Here is a 22,424-nt window from a genome sequence, read left to right on the forward strand (position 1 = left end):
ATCGCATATGAGAAACCTGCTGTTCCTGTTTTTGTTAATCGGCTGTACGAAAAGCAACTCCACTAACCCGGACACCTATCCGCAGGAAAAAATGCTGGATGTAGCATATGGCACGGACGCACGTCAGAAAATGGACGTATACCTGGCCGCAAATCATGATACTACTACCCCGTTCATCGTATTTATCCATGGGGGCGGATGGACGGCCGGCAACAAGGAAGACATGCATGGCTTCCGGGACCATTTCCTGACCAAAGGCATCAGCAGTGCGAGTATCAGTTACCGTTACGTGAGCGGCAGCGTACATCATGAAGAACTGATGGCCGATGTGACTAAGGCGATCAATTTAATTCAGGAGATGGATAACTGGCATTCCCGTAAAACGAAGTTCATCCTTTGCGGTGGCAGTGCCGGTGCGCATATGGCTTTGCTGTACACCTACAAATATGCCTCGCAGGCACAGGTGGGCGCCGTTATATCGATGGCCGGGCCTACAAAACTCGACCAGGTAAAGTTCTGGAATATGCAAAATCTATTGGCCTTATCGGTGTGGTAAACGCAGTGGCGGGTGCTGCTTATACTACGGGACAACCTGTGAACGCAAAATTTTCACAGGCGAGCCCGATTAACTATGTGGCCAATGTGCCTACATTGCTGATACATGGTACGATTGATAATATCGTTCCGTACGAGCAGTCGACTTTACTGGAAGCAGAGCTGAAGGCGAAGAGCGTACCGTACAAATTAGTGCCACTGACCGGTGCGGGACATGATCTGGGGACGGGTAACCTGGCGAATGTGTTGTTGATTTCGAATGAGATTTCAGCGTGGGTGAATAGGTATGGGAAATAAAAAGGCCGGGCGCCAATGGCCCGACCCTCACTTATACGTTGGCTGATTATGTCTTAGTAGATCTTGTTCAGGGCATCGACATAAGCATGAACAGATGCATTTACAATGTCGGTGGAAGTGCCGAAACCGTAATAGGATTTACCTGCGTGCTTTACGTGCATATTTACTTTACTCACATCTTCACTGCCGCCGTGCATAGACTGGATGCTGAACTCATCCAAAGTAATATCATCTTTAATGATCTCATGGATCGCGTTGATGGTTGCGTTCACCGGACCATTGCCCGCTGCGCTCGCCTCTTTCTCTTCACCATTGATCTTCAATTTCACGGTCGCCATCGGACGCAGGGGATCACCACAGACAACCTGCAATAAAGTTACTTTAATTGCACCTTCCGCGTAGACTTTTTCCTGGCCGTCGCCCATTAACATTTGAAGGTCGTGGTCGCTTATTTCTTTCTGCTTATCGGCTACTTCCGGAAGCGCTGGTACACTTCGTCGAGGTTCACTTTATCGATCTTATAGCCCAGCCTTTCCAGGTGATGTTTCAACGCGTGGCGGCCACTGCGGGCAGTAAGAATAATAGAATTCGGATTGATGCCGAGATCTTCCGGATCGAGGATCTCGTAGTTCTCGCGATGCTTGAGTACGCCATCCTGGTGAATACCGGAGCTGTGCGCAAACGCATTGCGACCAACGATTGCCTTGTTCGCCTGTACGGGCATACGCATCATGGTGCTTACCAGGTTGCTGATGCCATAAATACGTTTAGAGTTGATGCCGGTGTTGTAACCCAGGCCATGGTGCGTTTTCAGGATCATAGCCACTTCTTCCAGCGATGTGTTACCTGCTCTTTCACCAATACCATTGATGGTACACTCTACCTGCCTTGCACCGTTCATAATGCCGGCGATAGAGTTGGCGGTGGCCACACCGAGGTCATTGTGACAGTGTACAGAAATGATGGCCTTATCGATGTTAGACACATTATCCACCAGGTATTTGATTTTTGCACCGTATTGGTCGGGCAGACAATAACCATTGGTGTCCGGTATGTTTACCACAGTAGCGCCGGCAGCGATGACCGCTTCGATCATGCGGGCAAGAAATTCATTGTCTGCACGGCCGGCATCTTCTGCATAAAACTCTACATCATCGGTGAATTTGCGGGCATACTTAACCGCATCTACGCCACGTTGCAGGATCTCATCGCGGGTACTGTTGAATTTATACTTGATGTGCATGTCGGAAGCGCCGATACCGGTGTGGATACGGCCACGTTTTGCAAAACGCAGGGCTTCCGCAGCAGCGTCAATATCTTTTGTATTGGCGCGGGTAAGCGCGCAAATAATGGGTTCTGATACCGCTTTGGATATTTCCACTACGCTCTGGAAGTCGCCAGGGCTGGAAATAGGAAAACCAGCTTCAATTACATCTACGCCTAACGCCTCCAGCTCTTTCGCTACTTCAATTTTTTCAACAGTGGTCAGCTGGCAGCCCGGCACTTGTTCACCATCGCGCAGGGTGGTATCGAAAATATAGACTCGGTTTTTATCCATTGTTAGTGTGTTTTTCGAATAATTTATCTGGATTAGTTCAGGTTGTCCAATACTTTGGCGCCCATTGCATCTGTACCGAGAATGAACTCGTTGGCAGTGTGTTTGGTCGCAATGTCCATGGTGCGGTAGCCCTGGCGCAGTGTGGCGTCTACGGCTTTGATCACGCGCTGTGATTCATCTTTCAAACCGAAAGAAATATCGAGCAGCAGCGCAGCGCTCAGGATAGAGGCCAGCGGGTTCGCCAGACCTTTACCCGCGATATCGTGCGCAGAGCCGTGTATGGGTTCGTAGAAGCCGATAGCGTCGCCAACGGAGGCAGATGCGAGCATGCCCATAGAGCCTGCAATCTGCGATGCTTCGTCGGTGAGGATGTCACCGAACAGGTTGCCGGTTACCACCACATCAAAACGTTTCGGATCTTTAATCAGCTGCATCGCCGCGTTGTCGATGAACATGTGTTCTGTTTCCACATCGGGATACTCTTTTGCAATTTCCTGCACTACTTCTCTCCACAACCGGGAGGCTTCGAGCACATTCGCTTTATCTACAGAGCAGAGGCGTTTCTTGCGGGTGCGCGCAGCTTCGTAAGCCATGCGGGCAATGCGTTCTACTTCATACTTATGATAGATCATCAGGTCGGACGCAGAAGTGCGGTCTTCGCTGCGTTTCTTCTCACCAAAATAAACATCACCTGTCAGTTCGCGGAAGAAGAGGATATCAGCTCCCTGGAGAATTTCCGGTTTGATGCTCGAAGCCTGCAGCAGGTCGTCGAACAATTTAATCGGGCGCAGGTTGGCATATAAACCAAGCTCTTTGCGGATTTTCAGCAGCCCCTGTTCAGGACGCACTTTCAATGTAGGATCATTATCGTACTTAGCGTGACCGATCGCGCCAAACAGGATAGCGTCGCTTTTGCGTGCTTTTTCCAGCGTTTCGTCGGGCAGCGGGTTGCCGGTAGCTTCGATCGCTACGTGGCCCATGATGCCTTCGTCAAACGTAAACGTGTGTTTGTAGTTTGTTGCAATTACTTCCAGTACCTTTTTGCCCCAGGAAGTTACTTCCTGTCCGATGCCGTCTCCGGGTATTACCAGTATCTTTTTTCTACTCCCATTGTTTGTAACAGTGCTTGAGTGGTATGATTTGATTTAGAAATTGAATGGTCGTGATGCTTCGTATTTTTCGATGTTGCTGCGCTGGCTCAACAGATAATCGATATCGTCGTACCCGTTCAGCAAACATGTTTTTTTGTAGGCGTTGATGTCGAATGATTCTCTTTCGCCCGTGCTTTTAATAGCGATGAACTGCTCCTGCAGGTTCACTTCCACTTCGGCTTTCGGATCGGCCTCTACCGCCTGGAAAATCTTGTGCAGGAATCCTTCACTAACGGTAATGGGGAGAAGAAAGTTGTTCAGCGCGTTATTTTTGAAGATGTCTGCGAAGAAGCTGCTCACCACTACTTTGAGTCCGAAGTCGGCGATAGCCCAGGCAGCGTGCTCGCGGGAAGAGCCGCAGCCGAAGTTTTTACCGGCTACCAGGATCTTACCACTATAAGTAGGATTGTTCAGCACGAAATCTTTCGGCTGGTTGTTTTCATCGAAGCGCCAGTCGCGGAACAGGTTTTCGCCAAATCCTTCGCGGGTGGTCGCCTTCAGGAAGCGCGCGGGGATGATCTGGTCGGTATCGATGTTTTCTATCGGCAGCGGTATCACTGTAGACACCAGGTTCTTAAATATCTTTTCCATAGTTTGATGCGATGTTTTACAGCGAGGATGCAGGCTTAACGGCCAGCACTCTCAGTCTTTTGTAATCGGCGGTCCACTTGCCATTGGCGAAATGCGTTGGCTCCATCAGCCTTTGCGTTTCTTCGAGGATGGCGTTGCGTTCGTCGGTTTCCATGCCGGCAAAAAGTGCGAGCCGAACATTTCCAGCCAGCGGATGATGCCATTTTCCTGGTCCTTTAACGTAGTGGGCCGGTCGAAGTAATGCACGCGGTTCACGCGGAAGCCCGCGTTTTCGAGCACTGTGGTATATTCAGCCACGGAAGGAAAATACCAGAACGGCGTGTAAGCCTTTCCGTACTTGCTCATGGCTTGTGCCGGGGCTTTCAGGATGCCGGCCACATTGTCCTTCCCTCCCATTTCGAGTACCAGCCGTCCCCCTGGCTTCAGGTGTTTGAACATTTGCACGGCTGCGCTTTCCTTTTCGCGTACCCAGTGCAGGGTAGCGTTAGAAAAGATCGCGTCGAACTGTTCGTGCAGCTCCATGTGTGCAATGTCAGCCGTTGCAAAGTCCGACCCCGGGAAGTGCGCCTTTGCACTTTTGATCATGCTGGCGCTCTGATCGATCCCTTTTACAGAAGCGCCGGTCGCCGCGATTTCCACGGTCAGCTCCCCGGTTCCGCAGCCGGCGTCCAGGATTCTTTCACCCTCCAGCGGCTGCAGCCACGAAAGAAGGTCGCTGCCATATTGAAATACGAAACTGTGTTGTTCTTTATATAAACCGGCGTCCCAGGTGCTCATATACGTTTGTTTTAAATCATTTCTCTTACATCGGTCACTTTGCCGGTGATGGCTGCGGCAGCCGCGGTGAGCGGACTGGCGAGGAAGGTGCGGGCGTTGGGGCCCTGGCGACCTTCAAAGTTCCTGTTGGAAGTAGAAATACAGTATTTACCGGCAGGTATCTTGTCTTCGTTCATACCCAGGCAGGCAGAGCAGCCGGGCTGGCGAAGATGAAAACCTGCTGCTTCAAATATCTTATCAATGCCTTCTTCAATGGCCTGTGCCTCTACCTGTTTGGACCCAGGTACGATCCACACGGTCACATCGTCGGCTTTCTTTTTACCTTTTACGAAGTCGGCCACCAGGCGCAGGTCCTCGATGCGGGAATTGGTACAACTGCCAATGAACACGTAGTCCACTTTTTACCCAGCAGCTGGGCGCCCGGCTCGAGACCCATATAGTCCAGCGATTTCTTGAAAGAAGGCTTTTCGCTGTCGTCGAGCTGTGCCAGGGCGGGAATGTGCTCGGTAACGCCCATGCCCATGCCCGGGTTGGTACCGTAGGTTACCTGGGGCTCGATGTCTTCCGCGCGGAAGGTGAGTACCTGGTCAAACTCGGCGTCTACATCGGAGAACAGCGTTTTCCAGTAGTCGAGGGCCGCATCCCAGGCTGCGCCTGCCGGAGCGAACTCGCGACCTTTAATATAATCGAATGTCACATGATCGGGGGCGATCAGGCCGCCGCGGGCGCCCATCTCGATGCTCATGTTACAGATCGTCATACGGCCTTCCATGCTCAGGCTGCGGATCGCCTCGCCGGCGTATTCCACGAAATAGCCGGTAGCGCCGGATGCGGATATCTTGGAAATAATATACAGGATGATGTCTTTGGACAGTACGCCTTTTTCAGTTCGCCCGTCACTTCGATTTTCATGCGCTTAGGCTTGTACTGCAGGATGCACTGGGTAGCCAGTACCTGTTCTACCTCAGACGTACCGATACCGAAGGCGATAGCGCCGAAAGCACCATGGGTGCTGGTATGGCTGTCGCCGCATACGATGGTCATGCCCGGCAGGGTGATGCCCAGTTCAGGGCCGATCACGTGAACGATACCCTGGTAGCGGTGGCCCAGGCCGTACAGCTCTACGCCAAATTCTTTTGTATTCTTGGTCAACATCTCCACCTGGTGGCGGCTCAGGGCCTCTTTGATCGGCAGGTGCTGGTCGATGGTGGGTACGTTATGGTCGGCCGTGGCCCGGGTCTTGTTCGGACGGAACACGGGAATACCGCGCTTGCGTAAACCGTCGAAAGCCTGGGGACTGGTCACCTCATGTATAAAATGGGTATTGATGTAAACGGCATCTGGGTGGTCCGCCTTGCTCGTCACAACGTGGCCATCCCAAATCTTGTCAAATAGTGTTTTTCCCATCCGTAATAAACTTTTATTTTGTTGCGTTCCTTATTTTTGTGATCGCCTCTGATTTTTATACCTTCAAATCTAACAGGTCGTATCTAAACGGCTTTGGCTAAATTTGAATCTTTTACGATCCGCAAAGCGGGTGAATTCAATCTAAATCATTGAAAAACAGCACACTACAACTATAATTCAACGATGCCCAACAGTTTAAACGATGCGCTTTTCATATTAATAAAAACACTTACTAAAGCCGAAAAAAGGAACTTTCAGCTCGCTTTCAATAAAAATAACGACAACGAGGAGGTGCTTTTTATACAGTTGTTCAACGTCATGGACCGGATGAAGGAATATGACGAGGAGGTAATTTTGAAAAAGGTACCGGATATCAAAAAACAGCAATTATCGAACGTTAAAGCCCATCTTTATAAACACTTACTGACCACCCTGCGCCTGTTGTACAAGCAGAAGGACCCGTTGATAGAGCTGCGGGAGCAGTTGGATTATGCCCGGGTACTGTATAACAAGGGATTGTACACCCAGAGCCTGAAGCTGCTGGCTAAAGCCAAGACCAGTGCACGGGAGCAGGAAGAAGTGATGCTTTGCTACGAGATCATCGAGTTCGAAAAACTGATCGAATCGCGTCATATTACCCGGAGTCTTGAGAACCGGGCGGAAGAACTGAGTGGCGAGAGCCTGGAAATCAACACCCAGCTGAACCATATCAGTAAACTGTCTACCCTTAGCCTGCGGATGTACGGCCTGTACCTGAAGCTGGGCCACGCCCGTGATGAAAAGGACGTGCTCATGATGAAGAGCTTCTTCGAAACGAACCTTCCGGGGCAACTGCAGCCCAATATGAGTTTTTACGAGAAAATATACATGTACCAGGCGCATTGCTGGTACTACTATATATTGCAGGACTTCGCCATGTATTACCGGTATACGCAGAAGTGGGTCGACTTATTCACCGAATACCCTTCGCTGTTAAAAACCGACCAGGACATGTACGTGAAGGCCATGCACAACCTGCTGACGGCGCACTTTTATACCATGAACCATGGTAAGTTCGCCGAAACGCTGAGCGCCTTCGAGTGCTATATCGACCAGCACCAGGACAGTTTCAACGAAAACACGCGGACATCTTCATTTGTGTACCGTTATACGGCGAAACTGAACCGTCACTTCCTCGGAGGGGACCTTTACGGAAGGGCTGGCCATGGTACCGGAGCTGGAAACGCAGATCGCCGAACACCAGCTTACGGTGGACCAGCACCGGGTATTGGTGTTTTACTATAAGATTGCCTGCCTGTACTTTGGGAGCGGGGATAACAATAATGCCATTGTCTACCTGAATAAAATAATTCACCTGCGCATCGGTAACCTGCGGGCCGATATACAGTGTTTTGCGCGTATACTTCACCTCATCGCCCACTATGAGCTGGAAAATTACAGCCTGGTAGAATACCTGATCAAGTCTGTTTACCACTTTATTGCGAAGAACAAAGACTTGAGCAGTGTGATGGAAGAGATATTAAAATTTTTGCGCAAGAATATGTATGCCCATCCCAAGGACTTGATAGAGGCATTCAAAGATCTGAAGCAAAAACTGGTGAATATTTCCCAGAACCCATATGAGAAAAGATCGTTCCTTTACCTGGACATCATTTCCTGGCTGGAAAGCAAAATCGAGGGAATCCCTGTACAGGACATCATCCGCAGGAAATTCATCAACAAGGAGAAAAGAATATAAAAGTGTAAATCACTGATGATCAGCATTGGATTTACATCATAAAAACCGTGCATCTATCTCCACACTTTTCGATAAAAAAAATGTGTCCTGGTGTAAAAAATAATGCCAAAAAACGGATTCCGGTTACCAGTGGGAATCTTCTAAAAACCCACATAGTTTTTCCACACCTGTTAGCAACTTTTAAAGGTTACCCACGACCTCACTCCTTACATTTGCAACAGTTCTTGACATTGTTGATTTGGTTTGTACCGGAAAATACGCCGGTACAATTAATAGGGAATCGTGTGAGATTCACGAGCAGACGCGCTACTGTGATTCCCGGGCCCGTGCAGTAAACGGTTCAGTTTTACTTCCAACATCCCCCTTGCCACTGTGTTGATCACGGGAAGGCCGGAAGTAAAGGGAAAGCCAGGAAACCTGCCAGAACAACAGATTTGTCAAAACCTTCGCGTAATAAGGTATTGGCGAAAGTAACCTTCACCGGTAACTGCCGGCACCGTTATCTGCCGTCGTACCCAATTCATTATCGCACATTGCACACCATATAAAAACTAATTGATGAACACGGAGAATGAAATCCTGCTAAAGGAGAACAAGGACAGGTTTGTGCTGCTACCAATTAACTACCCCAAAGTGTGGGAAATGTACAAAAGGCATGAAGCGAGCTTTTGGACGGCTGAGGAGATTGACCTGAGCGGCGATCTGAAAGACTGGGCTGCCCTCAATGATGGCGAGCGTCACTTTATCAGCCATGTACTGGCCTTCTTTGCTGCAAGCGATGGCATCGTGAACGAGAACCTGGCAGTGAATTTCATGAGCGAAGTACAGATTCCTGAAGCACGTTGCTTTTATGGTTTCCAGATCATGATGGAGAATATCCACTCTGAAACTTATGCTTTACTGATCGATACATATGTAAAAGATCCCGTAGAAAAAGATCGCCTGTTCCATGCGATTGAGACCGTTCCTGCTGTTAAGAAGAAAGCGGAATGGGCACTGCGCTGGATCGAGAACGGAACTTTCGCAGAACGACTGGTAGCTTTCGCAGCAGTGGAAGGTATCTTCTTCAGCGGCTCTTTCTGTTCTATTTTCTGGTTGAAGAAACGCGGCCTGATGCCGGGTTTAACTTTCTCCAATGAGCTGATCAGCCGTGACGAAGGCCTGCATTGCGAATTCGCCTGCCTCCTCTTCAGCATGCTGGAAGGTAAGATCAGCGAAAAACAAATCCAGGAGATCATCGGCGACGCGGTAACCATCGAAAAAGAATTCATCACAGAAGCCCTGCCGGTAGCATTGATCGGTATGAACGCCGACCTGATGAAACAATATATTGAATTCGTGGCAGACAGGTGGCTCGCAGAGCTGGGCGCCGGCAAACTGTTCAACGCAAGTAATCCATTCGACTTCATGGAAATGATTTCGCTGCAGGGTAAAACGAACTTCTTCGAAAAACGTGTTGGCGATTACCAGAAAGCAGGCGTAATGGGCGGCAAAGACACGCAGACCTTCAGCCTGGACGAAGACTTTTAGGACGAACATTTTTTTGAATACATCTGCTTACATCAGACTATAATTAACCACCCAATAAATTCGAGCATATGTTTGTTATAAAAAGAGACGGAAAGAAAGAATCCGTAAAATTTGACAAGATCACTGCGCGTGTCGAGAAACTTTGTTATGGGCTTGCGCCTGAATATGTGGACGCTGTTGACGTTGCGAAGAAAGTAATTCAGGGCCTGTATGATGGCGTTACCACCAGCGAATTGGATAACCTCGCTGCGGAAACTGCCGCCTCACTCACCACCAAACACCCGGACTACGCGCTGCTGGCCTCCCGCATCGCGGTGAGCAACCTGCATAAAAATACGATCAAGTCTTTTAGCCAGACGGTTAAAAAACTGTACGAATACCTCGATCCGAAAACCGGCAAATCTGCCGCGCTGATCGCTGACGATGTATACGAGATCATCAACGCAAACGCGGAACTGCTGGACTCTACCATCATTTACGACCGCGATTTCGGTTTTGACTATTTCGGTTTTAAAACGCTGGAGCGTTCTTACCTGCTGAAAACAGATGGTAAAATCGCAGAGCGTCCGCAACATATGTTCATGCGTGTATCTGTCGGTATCCATAAAGAAGATATCGAATCTGCGATCAAAACTTACCACCTGATGAGTGAGCGCTGGTTTACACATGCGACGCCTACCCTCTTCAACGCCGGTACGCCTAAACCGCAGATGTCTTCCTGCTTCCTGCTCACTATGCAGGGCGACAGTATCGACGGCATTTACGATACCCTGAAACAAACCGCCAAGATCTCCCAGAGCGCCGGCGGCATTGGTCTCAGCATCCACAATATCCGCGCAACAGGATCTTACATCAGCGGCACCAACGGTACCTCTAACGGTATCATCCCGATGCTGCGCGTGTTTAACGACACTGCACGCTACGTAGACCAGGGCGGTGGTAAACGTAAAGGTGCTTTCGCCATTTACCTCGAACCGTGGCATGCCGACGTGTTTGAATTCCGGACCTGCGTAAAAACCACGGTAAGGAAGAAATGCGTGCCCGTGACCTGTTCTACGCCCTGTGGGTATCTGACCTGTTCATGAAACGTGTGGAATCAAATGGCGACTGGAGCTTGTTCTGTCCGCACGAAGCACCGGGACTGGCCGACAGCTGGGGTGAAGAATTCGAAAAACTGTACGAACAATACGAAAAAGAAGGCCGCCAGCGCAAAACCGTAAAAGCGCAGGACCTCTGGTTCGCTATCCGGATGCACAGATCGAAACCGGTACACCTTACCTGTTGTATAAAGATTCTGCTAACCGCAAATCCAACCAGCAGAACCTGGGTACAATCAAAAGTTCCAACCTGTGTACAGAGATTATCGAGTACACGTCTCACGATGAAGTAGCCGTATGTAACCTGGCTTCCCTGGCGCTGCCACGCTTCGTGATCGACGGTAAATTCGACCACCAGAAGTTATACGAAGTAACGTACCAGGCGACTTTGAACCTGAACAAAATCATCGACAATAACTACTACCCGGTTGAAGAAGCACGCCGCTCCAACATGCGCCATCGCCCTGTGGGCCTGGGCGTACAAGGCCTGGCTGATGCATTCATCCTGATGCGTTATCCGTTCGAGAGCGAAGAAGCAAAACAGCTGAACAAAGAGATTTTTGAAACGATCTACTTTGCAGCCATGACAGCTTCCAAAGATCTTGCGGCGGTAGACGGCCACTACGAAACTTATCCCGGCTCTCCGCTGTCTAAAGGCATTATGCAGTTCGACATGTGGGGCGTAACACCCACCGCGCGTTGGGACTGGGCTTCCCTGAAAGCGGAAGTGAAAAAATCGGGTGTACGCAACTCCCTGCTGGTAGCGCCGATGCCAACTGCATCTACCTCCCAGATCCTCGGTAACAACGAGTGTTTTGAGCCGTACACTTCCAACATTTACACCCGTCGCGTACTGAGCGGTGAGTTCGTAATTGTAAACAAACACCTGCTGAAAGACCTGGTAGACCTGGGCCTGTGGGATAATGATATGAAAAACCAGATCATTGCTAACAACGGTTCAATCCAGAAAATCGAGCAGATTCCTTCTCAACTGAAAGAGCTGTACAAAACCGTTTGGGAAATCAAACAACGTACGATCATCGACATGGCGGCCGACCGTGGCGCGTACATTTGCCAGAGCCAGTCGCTCAACCTGTTCGTGGATACCCCTTCTGCGGCAAAACTGACTTCCATGCATTTTTACGCCTGGAAACAGGGTCTGAAAACAGGCATGTACTACCTGCGCACACAGGCTGCTACACAAGCGGTACAGTTCACGGTGGAAAAACAAGGCGGTCAGCAGATGCAGCCGGTTATCCAACAAGGCGGCGCCGAAAAACAGAGGAACTGGACGTTCCGGTAGGCGCGGTTTGTACGATGGAAGAAGGGTGTGTTACCTGCAGTGCATAAGACTATCTTACTATAACCATTCAATGAAGGCCGCCTCACAGGGCGGCCTTTTTGTTTACCTGCCTGCTTTCATATTAAGGCTTTAATCGCAGGAAAAACTTAACTTTTCGCCGGCAGCATCTTTGTGCTTACAGACCGAAACAACAACAAAGGGCATCAACAACAGTCCATAGCTATTATAAATGTCGGGATGAAAACCAATATCAACCTGAACTGCCCATAAACTACCCTCCTGTGCCATAAATCGATTATATTAGAGACACACTACCTGAAAGAAGAAAAAAACTAGTAACCATGAAACACATGAAAATGGCCATGGCCGCCTTGATGACAGGCGCCTGTGTCGCGGCCGCCTTATCCTGGAAAACGGATAACACGCCACCATTACCCAAAGCGCCCCGCCCTAACATCATCCTCATCCTGGCCGATGACCTGGGCTATTCGGACCTTGGCTGTTATGGCGGCGAAATCCACACGCCTAACTGGACTTCCTGGCCAATAACGGCCTCCGCTACACGCAGTTTTATAACACCTCGCGCTGCTGCCCTACCCGCGCTTCTTTGCTTACGGGGCTTTACAACCACCAGGCGGGCATTGGTAAAATGAGCGAGCGCGAAAATGCGCCGGGCTACGAAGGCGCCATTAAAAGCAATGCGGTTACGCTGGCGGAGGTACTGAAATCTGCCGGTTACCACACGGCAATGTCAGGCAAATGGCACGTATCCAACACCCTGGTACAATCCACACCGCAGGAACAACTGAAGTGGCTGAATCACCAGTCACAGCACGACCGGTTTTCCCCGCTGGCACAGTATCCGACACAGCGCGGATTTGAGAAGTACTTCGGTACCATCTGGGGAGTGATCGACTTCTTTGATCCGTTCAGCCTGGTGAGCGGCACGCAGCCGATCAACACCGTGCCGAAGGATTATTACCACACCGATGCGATCAATGACACTGCGGTAGCCTATATCCGTGAATATTCGAAATCAAAGGAGCCGTTTTTCCTGTACATCGCCCACAACGCGCCACACTGGCCGTTACAGGCGTTGCCGGAAGACATTGCAAAATACAAAAACACCTACACGGCGGGTTGGGACGCGATCCGCAAAACGCGTTACGAGAAGATGGCCAAACTCGGCCTGATCGATACCAACACCACCAAACTTTCGCCCCGCTGGAAAAGCGACCTGTCCTGGGAAAACAACCCCGACAAAACCTGGGATGCGGAAGCCATGGCCGTTCACGCTGCAATGGTGGACCGCATGGACCAGGGCATTGGCCGCATCATAGAAACCCTGCGACAGACGGGCGAACTCGATAACACGCTCATCCTCTTCCTGTCGGACAATGGCGCCAGCGCGGAAAACTGTGCGGCTTATGGTCCCGGCTTTGACCGGCCCAGCGAAACCCGCGATGGACGGCCGATTGTCTACGCCACTAAAAAAGAGGTGATGCCCGGTCCCCAGACAACCTACAGTTCCTTAGGACAACGCTGGTCCAACGTCGTGAATACACCTTATGAATACTGGAAAGCCGAGAGCTTCGAAGGTGGTGTAAAAACCCCGCTCATCGCCTACTGGCCCAAAGGCATCAAAGCGCCAAAGGGCGGTTACAGTGCGCAGAACGGCCATGTGATGGACTTTATGGCGACGTTCACGGAACTGGCGGGCGCTGAATACCCATCAAACTACAATGGACAGGCGATTACACCGACAACCGGCATCAGCTTAACGCCATCGTTTTATAACAAAAAATCGGCAGGTCATGCGACGCTGTTCAACGAGCACTTCGGCGCCCGTTATGCGCGCCAGGGCGACTGGAAATTGGTGAGCCTCAGCAACGACACCACCTGGCAGCTATACAACCTCGCGACCGACCGCACAGAAATGAAAAATCTGGCCACACAACATCCCGAAAAAGTGAAGGAACTCGCCGCCCTGTGGCGCGACTGGGCGAATACCCACAACGTGTTTCCGAAACCGGGCAGGAATTAAAATATTGCACCAACATTTTACCTCGATCAGCCGCCGTTGTGTTGTCACTCACTTCGGCGGCTTTTTCTTTCCTCACCATGCAAAAATACACCCTCGTCCCGCCGAAAAGTTTGCCAGGATGGAGGAAAAGTTGTCCAGGATGGAGGAAATAGTGTGGGCTGATAGTATTTTATCAAAAAGCCTCAAAGCATCTTCAAAGCATGGTGAAGACATGGTGAAAGCATGGTGAAGAGGTAGAGAACAGGGGGAATATAATACCATGTATATTTGCAGCGTGATTTACAGGAACATACGCAAAGAAGACAATGCCCGCCTCGCCGCGATCATTCGCGCAGGCATCTCCGAATTCGACGTACCAAAAGAAGGTACCGCCTACACCGATCCTACTACGGACGATTTATTTACGCTGTTTCAAACGCCCGGCTCCCTACTGTGTAGCCGAAGAAGATGGCCTTATCCTGGGCGGCTGCGGCGTATTCCCGACGGCCGGACTGCCTGATGGTCATGGAGAGCTCGTACGCTTTTTCCTGGCCGCAGAAGCCCGTGGCAAAGGACTGGGCCGCGAACTCATGGAGCGCACTTTCGAAACAGCTAGGCAACTAGGTTATACGCATCTTTACATCGAATCTTTCCCCGAAATGACCAAAGCGGTAAGCATGTACGAAAAAGCAGGTTTTACCTATCTCGACGCCGCACTGGGCAACTCCGGGCATTACGCCTGTAATGTGTGGATGTTGAAAACGTTATAAACAATTAGATTTCATCGCTACTAAAAAAATTAGTAACTAGCGCTCTGTTAAAATATTGTCCCCGATGAAGGAAAAAGTTTCAGTTACCGATAGCGGCATTCAATCGTCCGGATTAGCCAAAGATTACATGGAAGCAGTTGCAGAATATATCTGGAACGGATTTGATGCGGCGGCAACGACGGTTGAACTCATTTTTGACACCAATGAAATAGGCTCCATCAACAGTCTCTCTATCCGCGACAACGGTTCCGGCATCGACGCATCATTGCTGGCCAATACCTTCGGAAACTTTAACGATTCCATTAAAAGGCAAACATTCCAGAAGTCTTCTTCCAACATCAAAGGGAACAAAGGCAGGGGTAGATTTTCCTTTGTTGCTTTCGGTGGCAAAGCCATCTGGGAAACGGTTTACTTCGATGCCAAATCGAACAAACATGTGGAGTATGATATCACCATCTCCGGGAACTCCAAAGACTTTTACGAACCGCAACATCAGCAAACATCTGCCAGCACAGCGACCGGCACCACGGTAACGATCACGGACCTGTTCGATGTGACCGGCTTTTCTTTCCAGGCGGATGCATTCAAAAGCTATCTCGCAAGAGAGTTCGGCTGGTTCCTCCTGCTGAACCAGGAAAAGGAATACCAGCTGAAAATAAACGATGTGCCTGTTGATTATTCAGATATCATCATCGAAAAAGATGTGCATGTTTTCGCTATAAAAGGTGCGGACGGGCAGGACAACATCTTCAAAATTACTTTTGTCAGGTGGAAAGAAAAGATCGGTGATAAGTTCTATTTCTATTTCCTGAACTCCCAGCAAAAGGAAATCTTCAAAGACCTTACCTCTTTCAACAATAACGCTATCGGCTTTAACCACAGCGTATACGTAGAGTCGCGCTACTTCGACCGGTTCAATGCGCACGACGAGCAACACTCGCAGAATTTATTCGAGAACAATAAGCATAACAACGTTTTCAAAACGTTGATGAGTAAGTTGCATGACATTGTCCGCACCAAGCAAAAAGAGTTTGTACAGGGCGAAGCGGCGATAAGACTCATTGAGACCTACGAGAAAACCGGCGCTATTCCCGAATTCAAAAACAACAAACAGGACCAGGCGCGGAAAGCGGAACTGATATCGGTCGTAAAAGCGCTGTATTGCATTGAGCCCAGAACCTTCCAGGGATTGAACAAGGAGCAGCAAAAACTGAGCATCGGGCTGATCAACTTGTTGCTGGACGCCGGTAAAAGGCCGCAAATCGTTGAGCTGATCGGGCAAACGATCAACTTGACGTCGGAAGAAACGCAACAGTTATTGGGTGCGTTGCATAAGGAAAAATAATATGAAAAAGCTCCCATTCTCCGGGCTTTTTTTTATGGAAACATTTTCTGTAACTGTTCGTAAATGAATGGCGCTTTCCAGACAACACCAAGTTCGGGCAACATTTCCTGTGCCGCATAAATACCGATAAATTGATCCACCGGATAAGCCAGGCGTAAACGCTCCCCTGTCGACGTATAATAATCATCGATATGCGCATACACCGGCGAACCCGACATGCCCGGCTTCGTATTGGAATCGATCAGCACCACTGGCTTATCATCATAATCAAAATAAGGCTCAGAGGCTACCGTTCCCTGTTTATACACGGGGAAGAAACCGACAGATCTTCGTCCGAATGGAAACCCGACGATCATCACATTATCCATCGCCCTCAACTGGAATTTCTCTAATTGCGCGCCGATGTTTACGGGAAAGTATTTTACTTCTTTCATGGCGGGAAGTGGGATTGCAACAATGTCGGCCAGCATCGTATCGTTATGTCTCAGTTCGCGCCAAAGGGGCTTTCCACTCGCATCGTGTAAAGGCAGCTTCACCTGTTTAAAATTGCCTGCGGTATCTTTATTGAAGAAGATCCAGAGCCTGTCCGGCACATGACTGCTCATCAACGGTCTGCCATAAGCATTGTACTCGCGGTTCGTCACCACATGCCAGTTCGTAATGAAATAGTTTTTATGATTGACTTCGACCACGAAACCGGTGGCGCTGCCGAGATACGCCGTATCGGCGAAAATACGCACCAGCAGACTCGAACGGCTGGGATAACTTACCTGTTGGGCAAACGCTGCATTGGCAAGCAGTAAAAAGAAAAGCAGTTTTTTCATCTCCCTAAAAATAAAAAAAAGACCCGGCCTTTCAACCGGATCTTTCTATCACTGAATTGCATTCACTAACTATTCTAACACTAACAAATTCACATCTTTATTTTTCAACCACGCCGCGTCTTTCAACTTCTGCAGGTTAATCACGCCCACCACATAGCGGTAGCTGGGTGATTCATACTTTTCAGAAATGTTGTAGAAGGCCGACAGGTCTACCTGGTCCGGTGTTTTGTAACGCAGGTATACTTTCAACTGTACGTCGTTCGTGAAAATCGGCGAGTTGTTCTGGATAATCTTTTTGTATTCGTAGCGGTAGTTGTACAACAGTGCGGAGATGTCGGACAGTACAGCGCTGCCGGTAGCGGTACCACCCGCACCTTTACCTACGAAGAACTGTTTGTCGGTAAATGCGCTTTCGAGCAGGATACCGTTGTACTCGTTGTACACATCATACAGCAGGTTGTGTTCCCTGATCAGGTGCGGCAACACGTAGGCATTTACGTGGCCGTTAGACCGGCGGCAGGAGCCGATCAGCTTGATGGTGCAGCCGCGTTGCTTCGCAAACTGGATATCGAAATCGTTTAGGTGACTGATACCAAAATTGTACACCTCTTCCGGTTTCACAAAGGTTCCGAAAGCGTGCAGCAAAAGAATGACAATCTTAAATTTAGGATCGTGCCCTTCGATGTCAAGCGTAGGATCGGTTTCTGCGAAACCCAGTTCCTGGGCCTGTTGCAGCGCCACATCGAAGCTCAGGTTATCTTCAAATATTTTTGTGAGGATGTAATTGGTAGAGCCGTTACAGATACCTTCCACTGCATTCAGCAGGTCGTTATCGTAGTATTCTTCCAGGTTACGGATGATGGGAATACTTGCGCAGCTGGATGCTTCGTACAGGAACGGCGCTTTATTCTCTACCTGCAGCTGGTACAGTGCAGGCAGGTTTTCCGCGATCATACGTTTGCTGGCGCTCACTACCGCCTTGCCGTTACGCAGCGCGGTACTTACAATGGTATACGCATCTTCCGTGTTGTTGATCAGCTCTACCACCACATCGATGGTAGGATCGTCGAGAATATCGTTGGGATCAGTGGTAAAATAGCTGGCGTCTATAGGACGCGGTTTATTCGGGTCTTTAATACAGATTTTCTTGATACGGGCATTGATGCCTTTCGTCCTGTTCAACACTTCGTATAAGCCCTGGCCTACTACGCCAAATCCGAAAATACCGAGATTAATGATTTTCTTTTCCATACTTATTGTAATACAGTAATTTGTTTTCCTAATGGTTGGTTTAATTTATCTAAGGCCTGTTTCAGGTCGTTGATCAAATCTTCTACATCTTCGATGCCTACCGACAGGCGGATGGCGCTGTCCTGCACCCCTGCTTTGCGGCGGAAGTCTTCGGGTATAATGCGATGCGTCATCGTTACCGGGTGGGCCAGCATACTTTTTACGCCGCCAAAACTTTCGGCCAGTTTAAAGAGTTTGGTGCTGTTCACGATGCGGATCGCATTTTTAATGTGATCATCCTTTAAAGAGAAAGTTACGATGCCGCCATACCCCTTCTGCTGCTTACGCGCAATGTGATGGTTTTTATGCGTGGCCAGTCCCGGGTAAAACACCTTATCCACTGCGGGATGCTCGTTGAGCCACGAGGCAATGGCCAGTGAATTGGCGCATTGCTTTTCGAGTCGCAGCGACAGTGTTTCGATACCGCGGATGGTAAGCCAGGCTTCAAAGGGGCTAAGAATACTACCGGAAATGTTCTGGTTGAATTTCAGCTGATCGGCCAGCACTTTGTTGTTTACCACCACGAGGCCAGCGATCACATCGGTGTGGCCGGACAGGTACTTGGATGCACTGTGCACCACGATGTCGGCACCCAAGGGGATGGGCTTCTGCAGCAGCGGGGTGGAAAAAGTGTTATCTACTACCAGCAGGATATTATGCTGCTTCGCGATTTTGCCGATCGATTTAATATCGGAAATCTTTAACGTAGGATTGGTGGGCGACTCCAGCCAGATGATTTTAGTTTTGGGGTGATTTTCTCCAATACCTTATCGGTATCGGTGGTGTCCACGAAATTCACCTTGATGCCGAAGCGTTCGAACATCGAATGAAAAATCTGGAAGATGCCCCCGTAAGTGTCTTCCACTGCCATGATCTCATCGCCGGTTTTAAGCAGTTTAAGTACGGCATCGATAGCTGCCATACCGCTGGCGAACGCGAAGCCCGCGTACCCTTCTTCCAGGCCGCAGATCAGATCTTCCAGCACCTTACGGGTGGGGTTATTGGCGCGCGAAAACTCGAACCCTTTGTTAATGCCGGGCGACTCCTGTACGAAAGTAGACGTTTGATAGATGGGCACCGAAATGGCGCCGGTCAGTTCGTCTACCGGAATACTATGAATCAATTGTGTGGATGGTTTCATAAACGGCTGAAATGATTGGTATGATTTACGAAATCGGGGTTCCTGAATAAAAAATTATCCGTAGCGGCGGGAGCGTAGGGGCATAAAAAAGCCCTTCCGCGTTGGAAGAGCTTTATGCATTTATAGTGCGATAAATTAAAATCTCTGCCAACTTATCTTTCCCCGGTGTGAACCAGGGCCGGAATTAGCACCTTTTCCCGAATTACTCCGGAATGGTTGCTAAGGCTTCGCAGGGCCAGTACCCTCTGCCTTTCTGGATAAGTAAATATTTAAGAACTGCGCTGCAAAGTTAACGGAGTATAAAGCATATTTCCAAATCGGAGTGGGAGGAATTTTTTAGAACAAGAAGAAAAACGTAAACTTGATAAAGCGAAAGAAGATATGGAAACCATTGTTAACCCGGTACTTACCGAAGCCCTGCTGCAATATATCTGGCAGGCAGGCCTTTTCAACAGCACGACCTGACCACCATTACCGGCGAGCCGGTACGCATTATCAAACCCGGGATGCTCAACCGCGATACAGGGCCCGATTTTTCCGGCGCGCTCATTAAAGTGGGCAACATCCTTTGGGCGGGAAATGTGGAACTGCACCTGCAAACCTCGGGCTGGCGCAAACACCGGCACCATAAAGATCCGAACTACAACAACGTGGTGCTGCACGTGGTATTTGAGCAGGACACCCCACCGGAAAAACTGCCATCCATTCCCTGCATAGAGCTACAGGACCGGATTCCCAAGTTTTTACTGCATCGTTACGCACGCCTGATGCGCGACCAGGCCTTTGTACCCTGCGCGGGCCTGGCCCGGCAAGCATCGCCGCTGATCTGGCAGGGATGGAAGGAGCGCATGCTGGCGGAGCGCTGGGAGGCAAAGGCTGGCGTATTCCGCGAATGGCTGGAGCAAACCCGCTATAACTGGGAAGAAGTATGTTACCGTGCGGTGGCGCAGGGTTTAGGTATGCCTGTAAACGCAACGCCCTTCCTGCAACTTGCAAATATTACCCCGCACCTGCTACTGGCCAAACACAAACCGCATTTGTTCCAGCTGGAAGCACTCCTCTTCGGACAGGCAGGCCTGCTTGCAGGCGATATGCCCGATGCCTATTCCCGTAAACTGGCCCAGGAATATGCGTTCCAGCGGCATAAATACAAATTGCAGCCCATGGCCGGGCACCTGTGGAAGTTTTTGCGGATGCGTCCAGGCTCCTTCCCTACCCTGCGCATTGCCACGCTGGCGGCGCTCGTACACCACACCCATCACCTGTTTTCGCGGCTGCTCGAGGCGGGCACGCCCGAAGAAATGACCCAACTGTTTACAGTGCAGGTATCGCCCTACTGGCAACAACACTACCGGTTCGGGAAATCCATGGATAAACCCGGCGGCATTGGCGCCGTGACCATCCGCAACCTGTTGGTCAATACTGTTTGTCCCCTGCTGCACCTGTATGCACAACACAACCAGGTGCCACACCTGCATATGCGGGCATTGCGGCTGATAGAAACACTGGAGGCGGAAGACAACGCGACTACCCGCGGCTGGGAGGAAATTGGCGTGGGATGTAACAATGCAATAGATTCCCAGGCCCTGTTGCAATTAAAACGATATTACTGCGATCAGAAGCGATGTTTGGATTGCGCGGTAGGTGCACATTTGCTGGGGAAAGCTTAAAAAGCCGCCCGTTGTACGGGCGGCCCTATGTTTACCAATTGAATTTTACGTCCTGTACAATGTCGGGATGAAGGCTTTTGGCAACGGGGCAGGTCAGCGCCGCCCTTTCCAGGATCGTGCGCTCCTTTTCTCCGAGGCCATGCCCTTCCGGCATTGTCATTTCTACATTGATGCCGGTGATGCGACGCGGTTCGGTGCCCATGATTTTCAGGATGCTCACCTTCGTGCCGTCGATGTTCCAGCCGTGATTGCGGGCGGTGATTCCCATAATGGTGAGCATGCAGGAGCCCAGTGCACTGGAAACCAGGTCGGTAGGCGAAAAGCGTTCACCTTTGCCGTTGTTGTCTACCGGGGCGTCCGTTTCCACCACGGAACCCGACCGTACATGGGTGGAAGTTGTTCAATTCGCCGTTGTATACTATCTCTGCGGTTTGCATTTACTAACGTTTTAAAACTCAAAATAAAGGTAAAAACGGAGATCCAGGCAACGTTTTGCCCCTAATTTATGTATGTTTGTATAGGAGTAAAACATAAAACGTAAAGGCGCGTTTAATAAAATATAATCCACCCGACTGTGAAAAAATCATACTTAATCTTACTGTTGTTGCTCGCGGGAGGTACCTTGCAGGCACAGAGCAGCAAACAAACCAGAAAGGAAGAAAAGGAGCAGAGGAAACTGAAGCGGATTTCGATCTTCAAGGAAATAGAGGAGGGCGAAAACACTTTTAACCGTGAGTTTTCAATGGGCGGCCGTATCAACACCGATGGCTGGAGCGGTTTCACGGAACTGGCTTATAAAAATCCCGCACCAATACCAATTACTTCCAGTTTGAATTTGCCGAGAAAAAGCATCCCAAGCAAGACCGTGCCACCAATATGATCACCACCAACTTTGGCTGGTTCAATACGAATCCTTACGTGTATGGCAAACAAAATAACTTCTTCCAGGCGAAATTCGGGGCCGGACAGCGCAAACTGATCGGCGGCAAAGGCAACAAAAACGGTGTGGAAGTAACCGGTATCTATTACGGCGGCGTGTCCCTGGGCCTGCTGAAGCCTTACTACCCGGACCTGATGGAGACTGCCAACGACATTAACAACCGTGAACTCACCAAATATACGCCCGAAAACCGTGACCGTTTCCTGGAGCGTACGCTCATCTATGGCGGCGGCGGCTTCTTTAAAGGTTGGGGCGATATGGAATTTGCCCCTGGCCTCCACGCCAAAACAGGCCTCCGGTTCGATTGGGCACGCTTTAACGATGTGATCAGCGCCCGGAAGTGGGTGTAAACGCCGAAATTTACTCCAAAGAAGTACCAATTATGGTCGAATATGACCCTAAACGCTTCTTTTTCAA

General features: G+C 49.8%; 22 protein-coding genes, 3 pseudogenes and 2 riboswitches. Of the genes and pseudogenes, 14 read left to right on the plus strand and 11 right to left on the minus strand.

Annotation, left to right across the window (positions count from 1 at the left end):
* Nucleotides 1-7 precede the first annotated feature (7 nt).
* The gene (locus tag MKQ70_RS18495) at nt 8-556 is read left to right on the plus strand and encodes an alpha/beta hydrolase (protein WP_248073285.1); all 549 of its coding nucleotides are present in this window, start codon (nt 8-10) and stop codon (nt 554-556) included.
* Entirely contained in the window at nt 550-852 is a 303-nt protein-coding gene (locus MKQ70_RS18500; protein ID WP_248073288.1) for an alpha/beta hydrolase family protein, read from the plus strand. Before MKQ70_RS18495 ends, MKQ70_RS18500 begins: the two co-directional genes overlap by 7 nt.
* A gap of 53 nt (nt 853-905) precedes the next feature.
* On the opposite strand, the gene MKQ70_RS18505 is transcribed toward MKQ70_RS18500, so the two are convergent.
* From MKQ70_RS18505 to MKQ70_RS42355, 7 genes and pseudogenes are all read right to left on the minus strand, one after another.
* Nucleotides 906-1,277: an alpha-isopropylmalate synthase regulatory domain-containing protein gene (locus MKQ70_RS18505; RefSeq protein WP_248073291.1), complete on the minus strand. Its 372-nt coding sequence runs from the start codon at nt 1,275-1,277 to the stop codon at nt 906-908.
* A gap of 44 nt (nt 1,278-1,321) precedes the next feature.
* Nucleotides 1,322-2,410, minus strand: coding sequence for a 2-isopropylmalate synthase (locus MKQ70_RS18510; protein ID WP_248073295.1), 1,089 nt, complete (start codon nt 2,408-2,410; stop codon nt 1,322-1,324).
* A gap of 32 nt (nt 2,411-2,442) precedes the next feature.
* Nucleotides 2,443-3,555: a 3-isopropylmalate dehydrogenase gene (gene leuB / locus MKQ70_RS18515; RefSeq protein WP_248081455.1), complete on the minus strand. Its 1,113-nt coding sequence runs from the start codon at nt 3,553-3,555 to the stop codon at nt 2,443-2,445.
* On the minus strand, nt 3,556-4,152 hold the full coding sequence (gene leuD, locus MKQ70_RS18520; protein ID WP_248073298.1) for a 3-isopropylmalate dehydratase small subunit: 597 nt from the start codon (nt 4,150-4,152) through the stop codon (nt 3,556-3,558).
* 105 nt (nt 4,153-4,257) lie between these two features.
* Nucleotides 4,258-4,929 carry a class I SAM-dependent methyltransferase gene (locus tag MKQ70_RS18525; RefSeq protein WP_248073300.1) on the minus strand — a complete coding sequence of 224 codons (672 nt, stop codon included), beginning with the start codon at nt 4,927-4,929 and terminating at the stop codon, nt 4,258-4,260.
* Between the two features lie 11 nt (nt 4,930-4,940).
* The gene (locus tag MKQ70_RS38810; RefSeq protein ID WP_308199069.1) at nt 4,941-5,318 is read right to left on the minus strand and encodes an aconitase family protein; all 378 of its coding nucleotides are present in this window, start codon (nt 5,316-5,318) and stop codon (nt 4,941-4,943) included.
* Nucleotides 5,255-6,336 (minus strand): annotated as a pseudogene (locus MKQ70_RS42355) (3-isopropylmalate dehydratase large subunit). Before MKQ70_RS42355 ends, MKQ70_RS38810 begins: the two are co-directional and overlap by 64 nt.
* Nucleotides 6,337-6,519: 183 nt before the next feature.
* Between MKQ70_RS42355 and MKQ70_RS18540 the strand changes: the two are divergent.
* The 9 genes and pseudogenes from MKQ70_RS18540 to MKQ70_RS18570 all read left to right on the plus strand — a co-directional run bounded on the left by MKQ70_RS18540 (nt 6,520) and on the right by MKQ70_RS18570 (nt 16,142).
* Complete coding sequence (locus MKQ70_RS18540; RefSeq protein ID WP_248073302.1) at nt 6,520-7,620, plus strand: hypothetical protein; 1,101 nt, start codon at nt 6,520-6,522, stop codon at nt 7,618-7,620.
* On the plus strand, nt 7,541-8,074 hold the full coding sequence (locus tag MKQ70_RS18545; protein WP_248073303.1) for a hypothetical protein: 534 nt from the start codon (nt 7,541-7,543) through the stop codon (nt 8,072-8,074). Before MKQ70_RS18540 ends, MKQ70_RS18545 begins: the two co-directional genes overlap by 80 nt.
* 222 nt (nt 8,075-8,296) lie before the next feature.
* Nucleotides 8,297-8,513: riboswitch (cobalamin riboswitch) on the plus strand.
* A 119-nt stretch (nt 8,514-8,632) separates the two neighbouring features.
* Nucleotides 8,633-9,604, plus strand: a complete 972-nt coding sequence (locus MKQ70_RS18550; RefSeq protein WP_248073304.1) for a ribonucleoside-diphosphate reductase small subunit — start codon at nt 8,633-8,635, stop codon at nt 9,602-9,604.
* Between the two features lie 68 nt (nt 9,605-9,672).
* Nucleotides 9,673-10,994, plus strand: a pseudogene (locus MKQ70_RS38820) (ribonucleotide reductase barrel domain-containing protein).
* Nucleotides 10,886-12,004, plus strand: a complete 1,119-nt coding sequence (locus MKQ70_RS38825) for a ribonucleoside-diphosphate reductase subunit alpha (protein ID WP_282456594.1) — start codon at nt 10,886-10,888, stop codon at nt 12,002-12,004. Before MKQ70_RS38820 ends, MKQ70_RS38825 begins: the two are co-directional and overlap by 109 nt.
* Before the next feature lie 341 nt (nt 12,005-12,345).
* Complete coding sequence (locus MKQ70_RS42360; protein WP_372489994.1) at nt 12,346-12,657, plus strand: hypothetical protein; 312 nt, start codon at nt 12,346-12,348, stop codon at nt 12,655-12,657.
* Nucleotides 12,543-14,048 carry an arylsulfatase gene (locus tag MKQ70_RS18560; protein ID WP_372490123.1) on the plus strand — a complete coding sequence of 502 codons (1,506 nt, stop codon included), beginning with the start codon at nt 12,543-12,545 and terminating at the stop codon, nt 14,046-14,048. The genes MKQ70_RS42360 and MKQ70_RS18560 overlap by 115 nt, the downstream gene beginning before the upstream one ends.
* A gap of 305 nt (nt 14,049-14,353) precedes the next feature.
* Entirely contained in the window at nt 14,354-14,797 is a 444-nt protein-coding gene (locus MKQ70_RS18565) for a GNAT family N-acetyltransferase (RefSeq protein ID WP_248073305.1), read from the plus strand.
* Nucleotides 14,798-14,861: 64 nt separating this feature from the next.
* Nucleotides 14,862-16,142 carry an ATP-binding protein gene (locus MKQ70_RS18570; protein WP_248073306.1) on the plus strand — a complete coding sequence of 427 codons (1,281 nt, stop codon included), beginning with the start codon at nt 14,862-14,864 and terminating at the stop codon, nt 16,140-16,142.
* Between the two features lie 32 nt (nt 16,143-16,174).
* Here MKQ70_RS18570 and MKQ70_RS18575 read toward each other — a convergent pair whose 3' ends face one another.
* From MKQ70_RS18575 to MKQ70_RS18585, 3 genes and pseudogenes are all read right to left on the minus strand, one after another.
* Nucleotides 16,175-16,966, minus strand: coding sequence for a S1 family peptidase (locus tag MKQ70_RS18575; RefSeq protein WP_248073307.1), 792 nt, complete (start codon nt 16,964-16,966; stop codon nt 16,175-16,177).
* A gap of 69 nt (nt 16,967-17,035) precedes the next feature.
* Entirely contained in the window at nt 17,036-18,217 is a 1,182-nt protein-coding gene (locus MKQ70_RS18580; protein WP_248073309.1) for a homoserine dehydrogenase, read from the minus strand.
* A gap of 2 nt (nt 18,218-18,219) precedes the next feature.
* Nucleotides 18,220-19,397, minus strand: a pseudogene (locus tag MKQ70_RS18585) (trans-sulfuration enzyme family protein).
* A 149-nt stretch (nt 19,398-19,546) separates the two neighbouring features.
* Nucleotides 19,547-19,661, minus strand: a riboswitch (SAM riboswitch).
* A 167-nt stretch (nt 19,662-19,828) separates the two neighbouring features.
* Here MKQ70_RS18585 and MKQ70_RS18595 point away from each other — a divergent pair.
* Nucleotides 19,829-21,067: a DUF2851 family protein gene (locus MKQ70_RS18595; protein WP_282457435.1), complete on the plus strand. Its 1,239-nt coding sequence runs from the start codon at nt 19,829-19,831 to the stop codon at nt 21,065-21,067.
* 31 nt (nt 21,068-21,098) lie between these two features.
* Here MKQ70_RS18595 and MKQ70_RS18600 read toward each other — a convergent pair whose 3' ends face one another.
* Nucleotides 21,099-21,437 carry an OsmC family protein gene (locus MKQ70_RS18600; RefSeq protein WP_248073313.1) on the minus strand — a complete coding sequence of 113 codons (339 nt, stop codon included), beginning with the start codon at nt 21,435-21,437 and terminating at the stop codon, nt 21,099-21,101.
* 204 nt (nt 21,438-21,641) lie between these two features.
* Between MKQ70_RS18600 and MKQ70_RS18605 the strand changes: the two genes are divergently transcribed.
* Nucleotides 21,642-21,947, plus strand: a complete 306-nt coding sequence (locus tag MKQ70_RS18605) for a hypothetical protein (RefSeq protein ID WP_248073315.1) — start codon at nt 21,642-21,644, stop codon at nt 21,945-21,947.
* Nucleotides 21,944-22,357 carry a hypothetical protein gene (locus MKQ70_RS18610; protein ID WP_248073317.1) on the plus strand — a complete coding sequence of 138 codons (414 nt, stop codon included), beginning with the start codon at nt 21,944-21,946 and terminating at the stop codon, nt 22,355-22,357. Before MKQ70_RS18605 ends, MKQ70_RS18610 begins: the two co-directional genes overlap by 4 nt.
* Nucleotides 22,358-22,424 lie beyond the last annotated feature (67 nt).

The organism is Chitinophaga sedimenti (assembly GCF_023156195.1).
Lineage (GTDB): Bacteria > Bacteroidota > Bacteroidia > Chitinophagales > Chitinophagaceae > Chitinophaga > Chitinophaga sedimenti.

Coding starts and splice junctions, on each gene's coding strand:
- MKQ70_RS18570 (WP_248073306.1), top strand. CDS start 14,862: ATGAAGGAAAAAGTTTCAGTTACCGATAGCGGCATTCAATCGTCCGGA.
- MKQ70_RS18495 (WP_248073285.1), top strand. CDS start 8: ATGAGAAACCTGCTGTTCCTGTTTTTGTTAATCGGCTGTACGAAAAGC.
- MKQ70_RS18575 (WP_248073307.1), bottom strand. CDS start 16,966: ATGAAAAAACTGCTTTTCTTTTTACTGCTTGCCAATGCAGCGTTTGCC.
- MKQ70_RS42360 (WP_372489994.1), top strand. CDS start 12,346: ATGAAACACATGAAAATGGCCATGGCCGCCTTGATGACAGGCGCCTGT.
- MKQ70_RS18580 (WP_248073309.1), bottom strand. CDS start 18,217: ATGGAAAAGAAAATCATTAATCTCGGTATTTTCGGATTTGGCGTAGTA.
- leuD (WP_248073298.1), bottom strand. CDS start 4,152: ATGGAAAAGATATTTAAGAACCTGGTGTCTACAGTGATACCGCTGCCG.
- MKQ70_RS18525 (WP_248073300.1), bottom strand. CDS start 4,929: ATGAGCACCTGGGACGCCGGTTTATATAAAGAACAACACAGTTTCGTA.
- MKQ70_RS18545 (WP_248073303.1), top strand. CDS start 7,541: ATGGTACCGGAGCTGGAAACGCAGATCGCCGAACACCAGCTTACGGTG.
- MKQ70_RS18540 (WP_248073302.1), top strand. CDS start 6,520: ATGCCCAACAGTTTAAACGATGCGCTTTTCATATTAATAAAAACACTT.
- MKQ70_RS18505 (WP_248073291.1), bottom strand. CDS start 1,277: ATGGGCGACGGCCAGGAAAAAGTCTACGCGGAAGGTGCAATTAAAGTA.
- MKQ70_RS18610 (WP_248073317.1), top strand. CDS start 21,944: ATGATCACCACCAACTTTGGCTGGTTCAATACGAATCCTTACGTGTAT.
- MKQ70_RS18510 (WP_248073295.1), bottom strand. CDS start 2,410: ATGGATAAAAACCGAGTCTATATTTTCGATACCACCCTGCGCGATGGT.
- MKQ70_RS18550 (WP_248073304.1), top strand. CDS start 8,633: ATGAACACGGAGAATGAAATCCTGCTAAAGGAGAACAAGGACAGGTTT.
- MKQ70_RS18565 (WP_248073305.1), top strand. CDS start 14,354: ATGCCCGCCTCGCCGCGATCATTCGCGCAGGCATCTCCGAATTCGACG.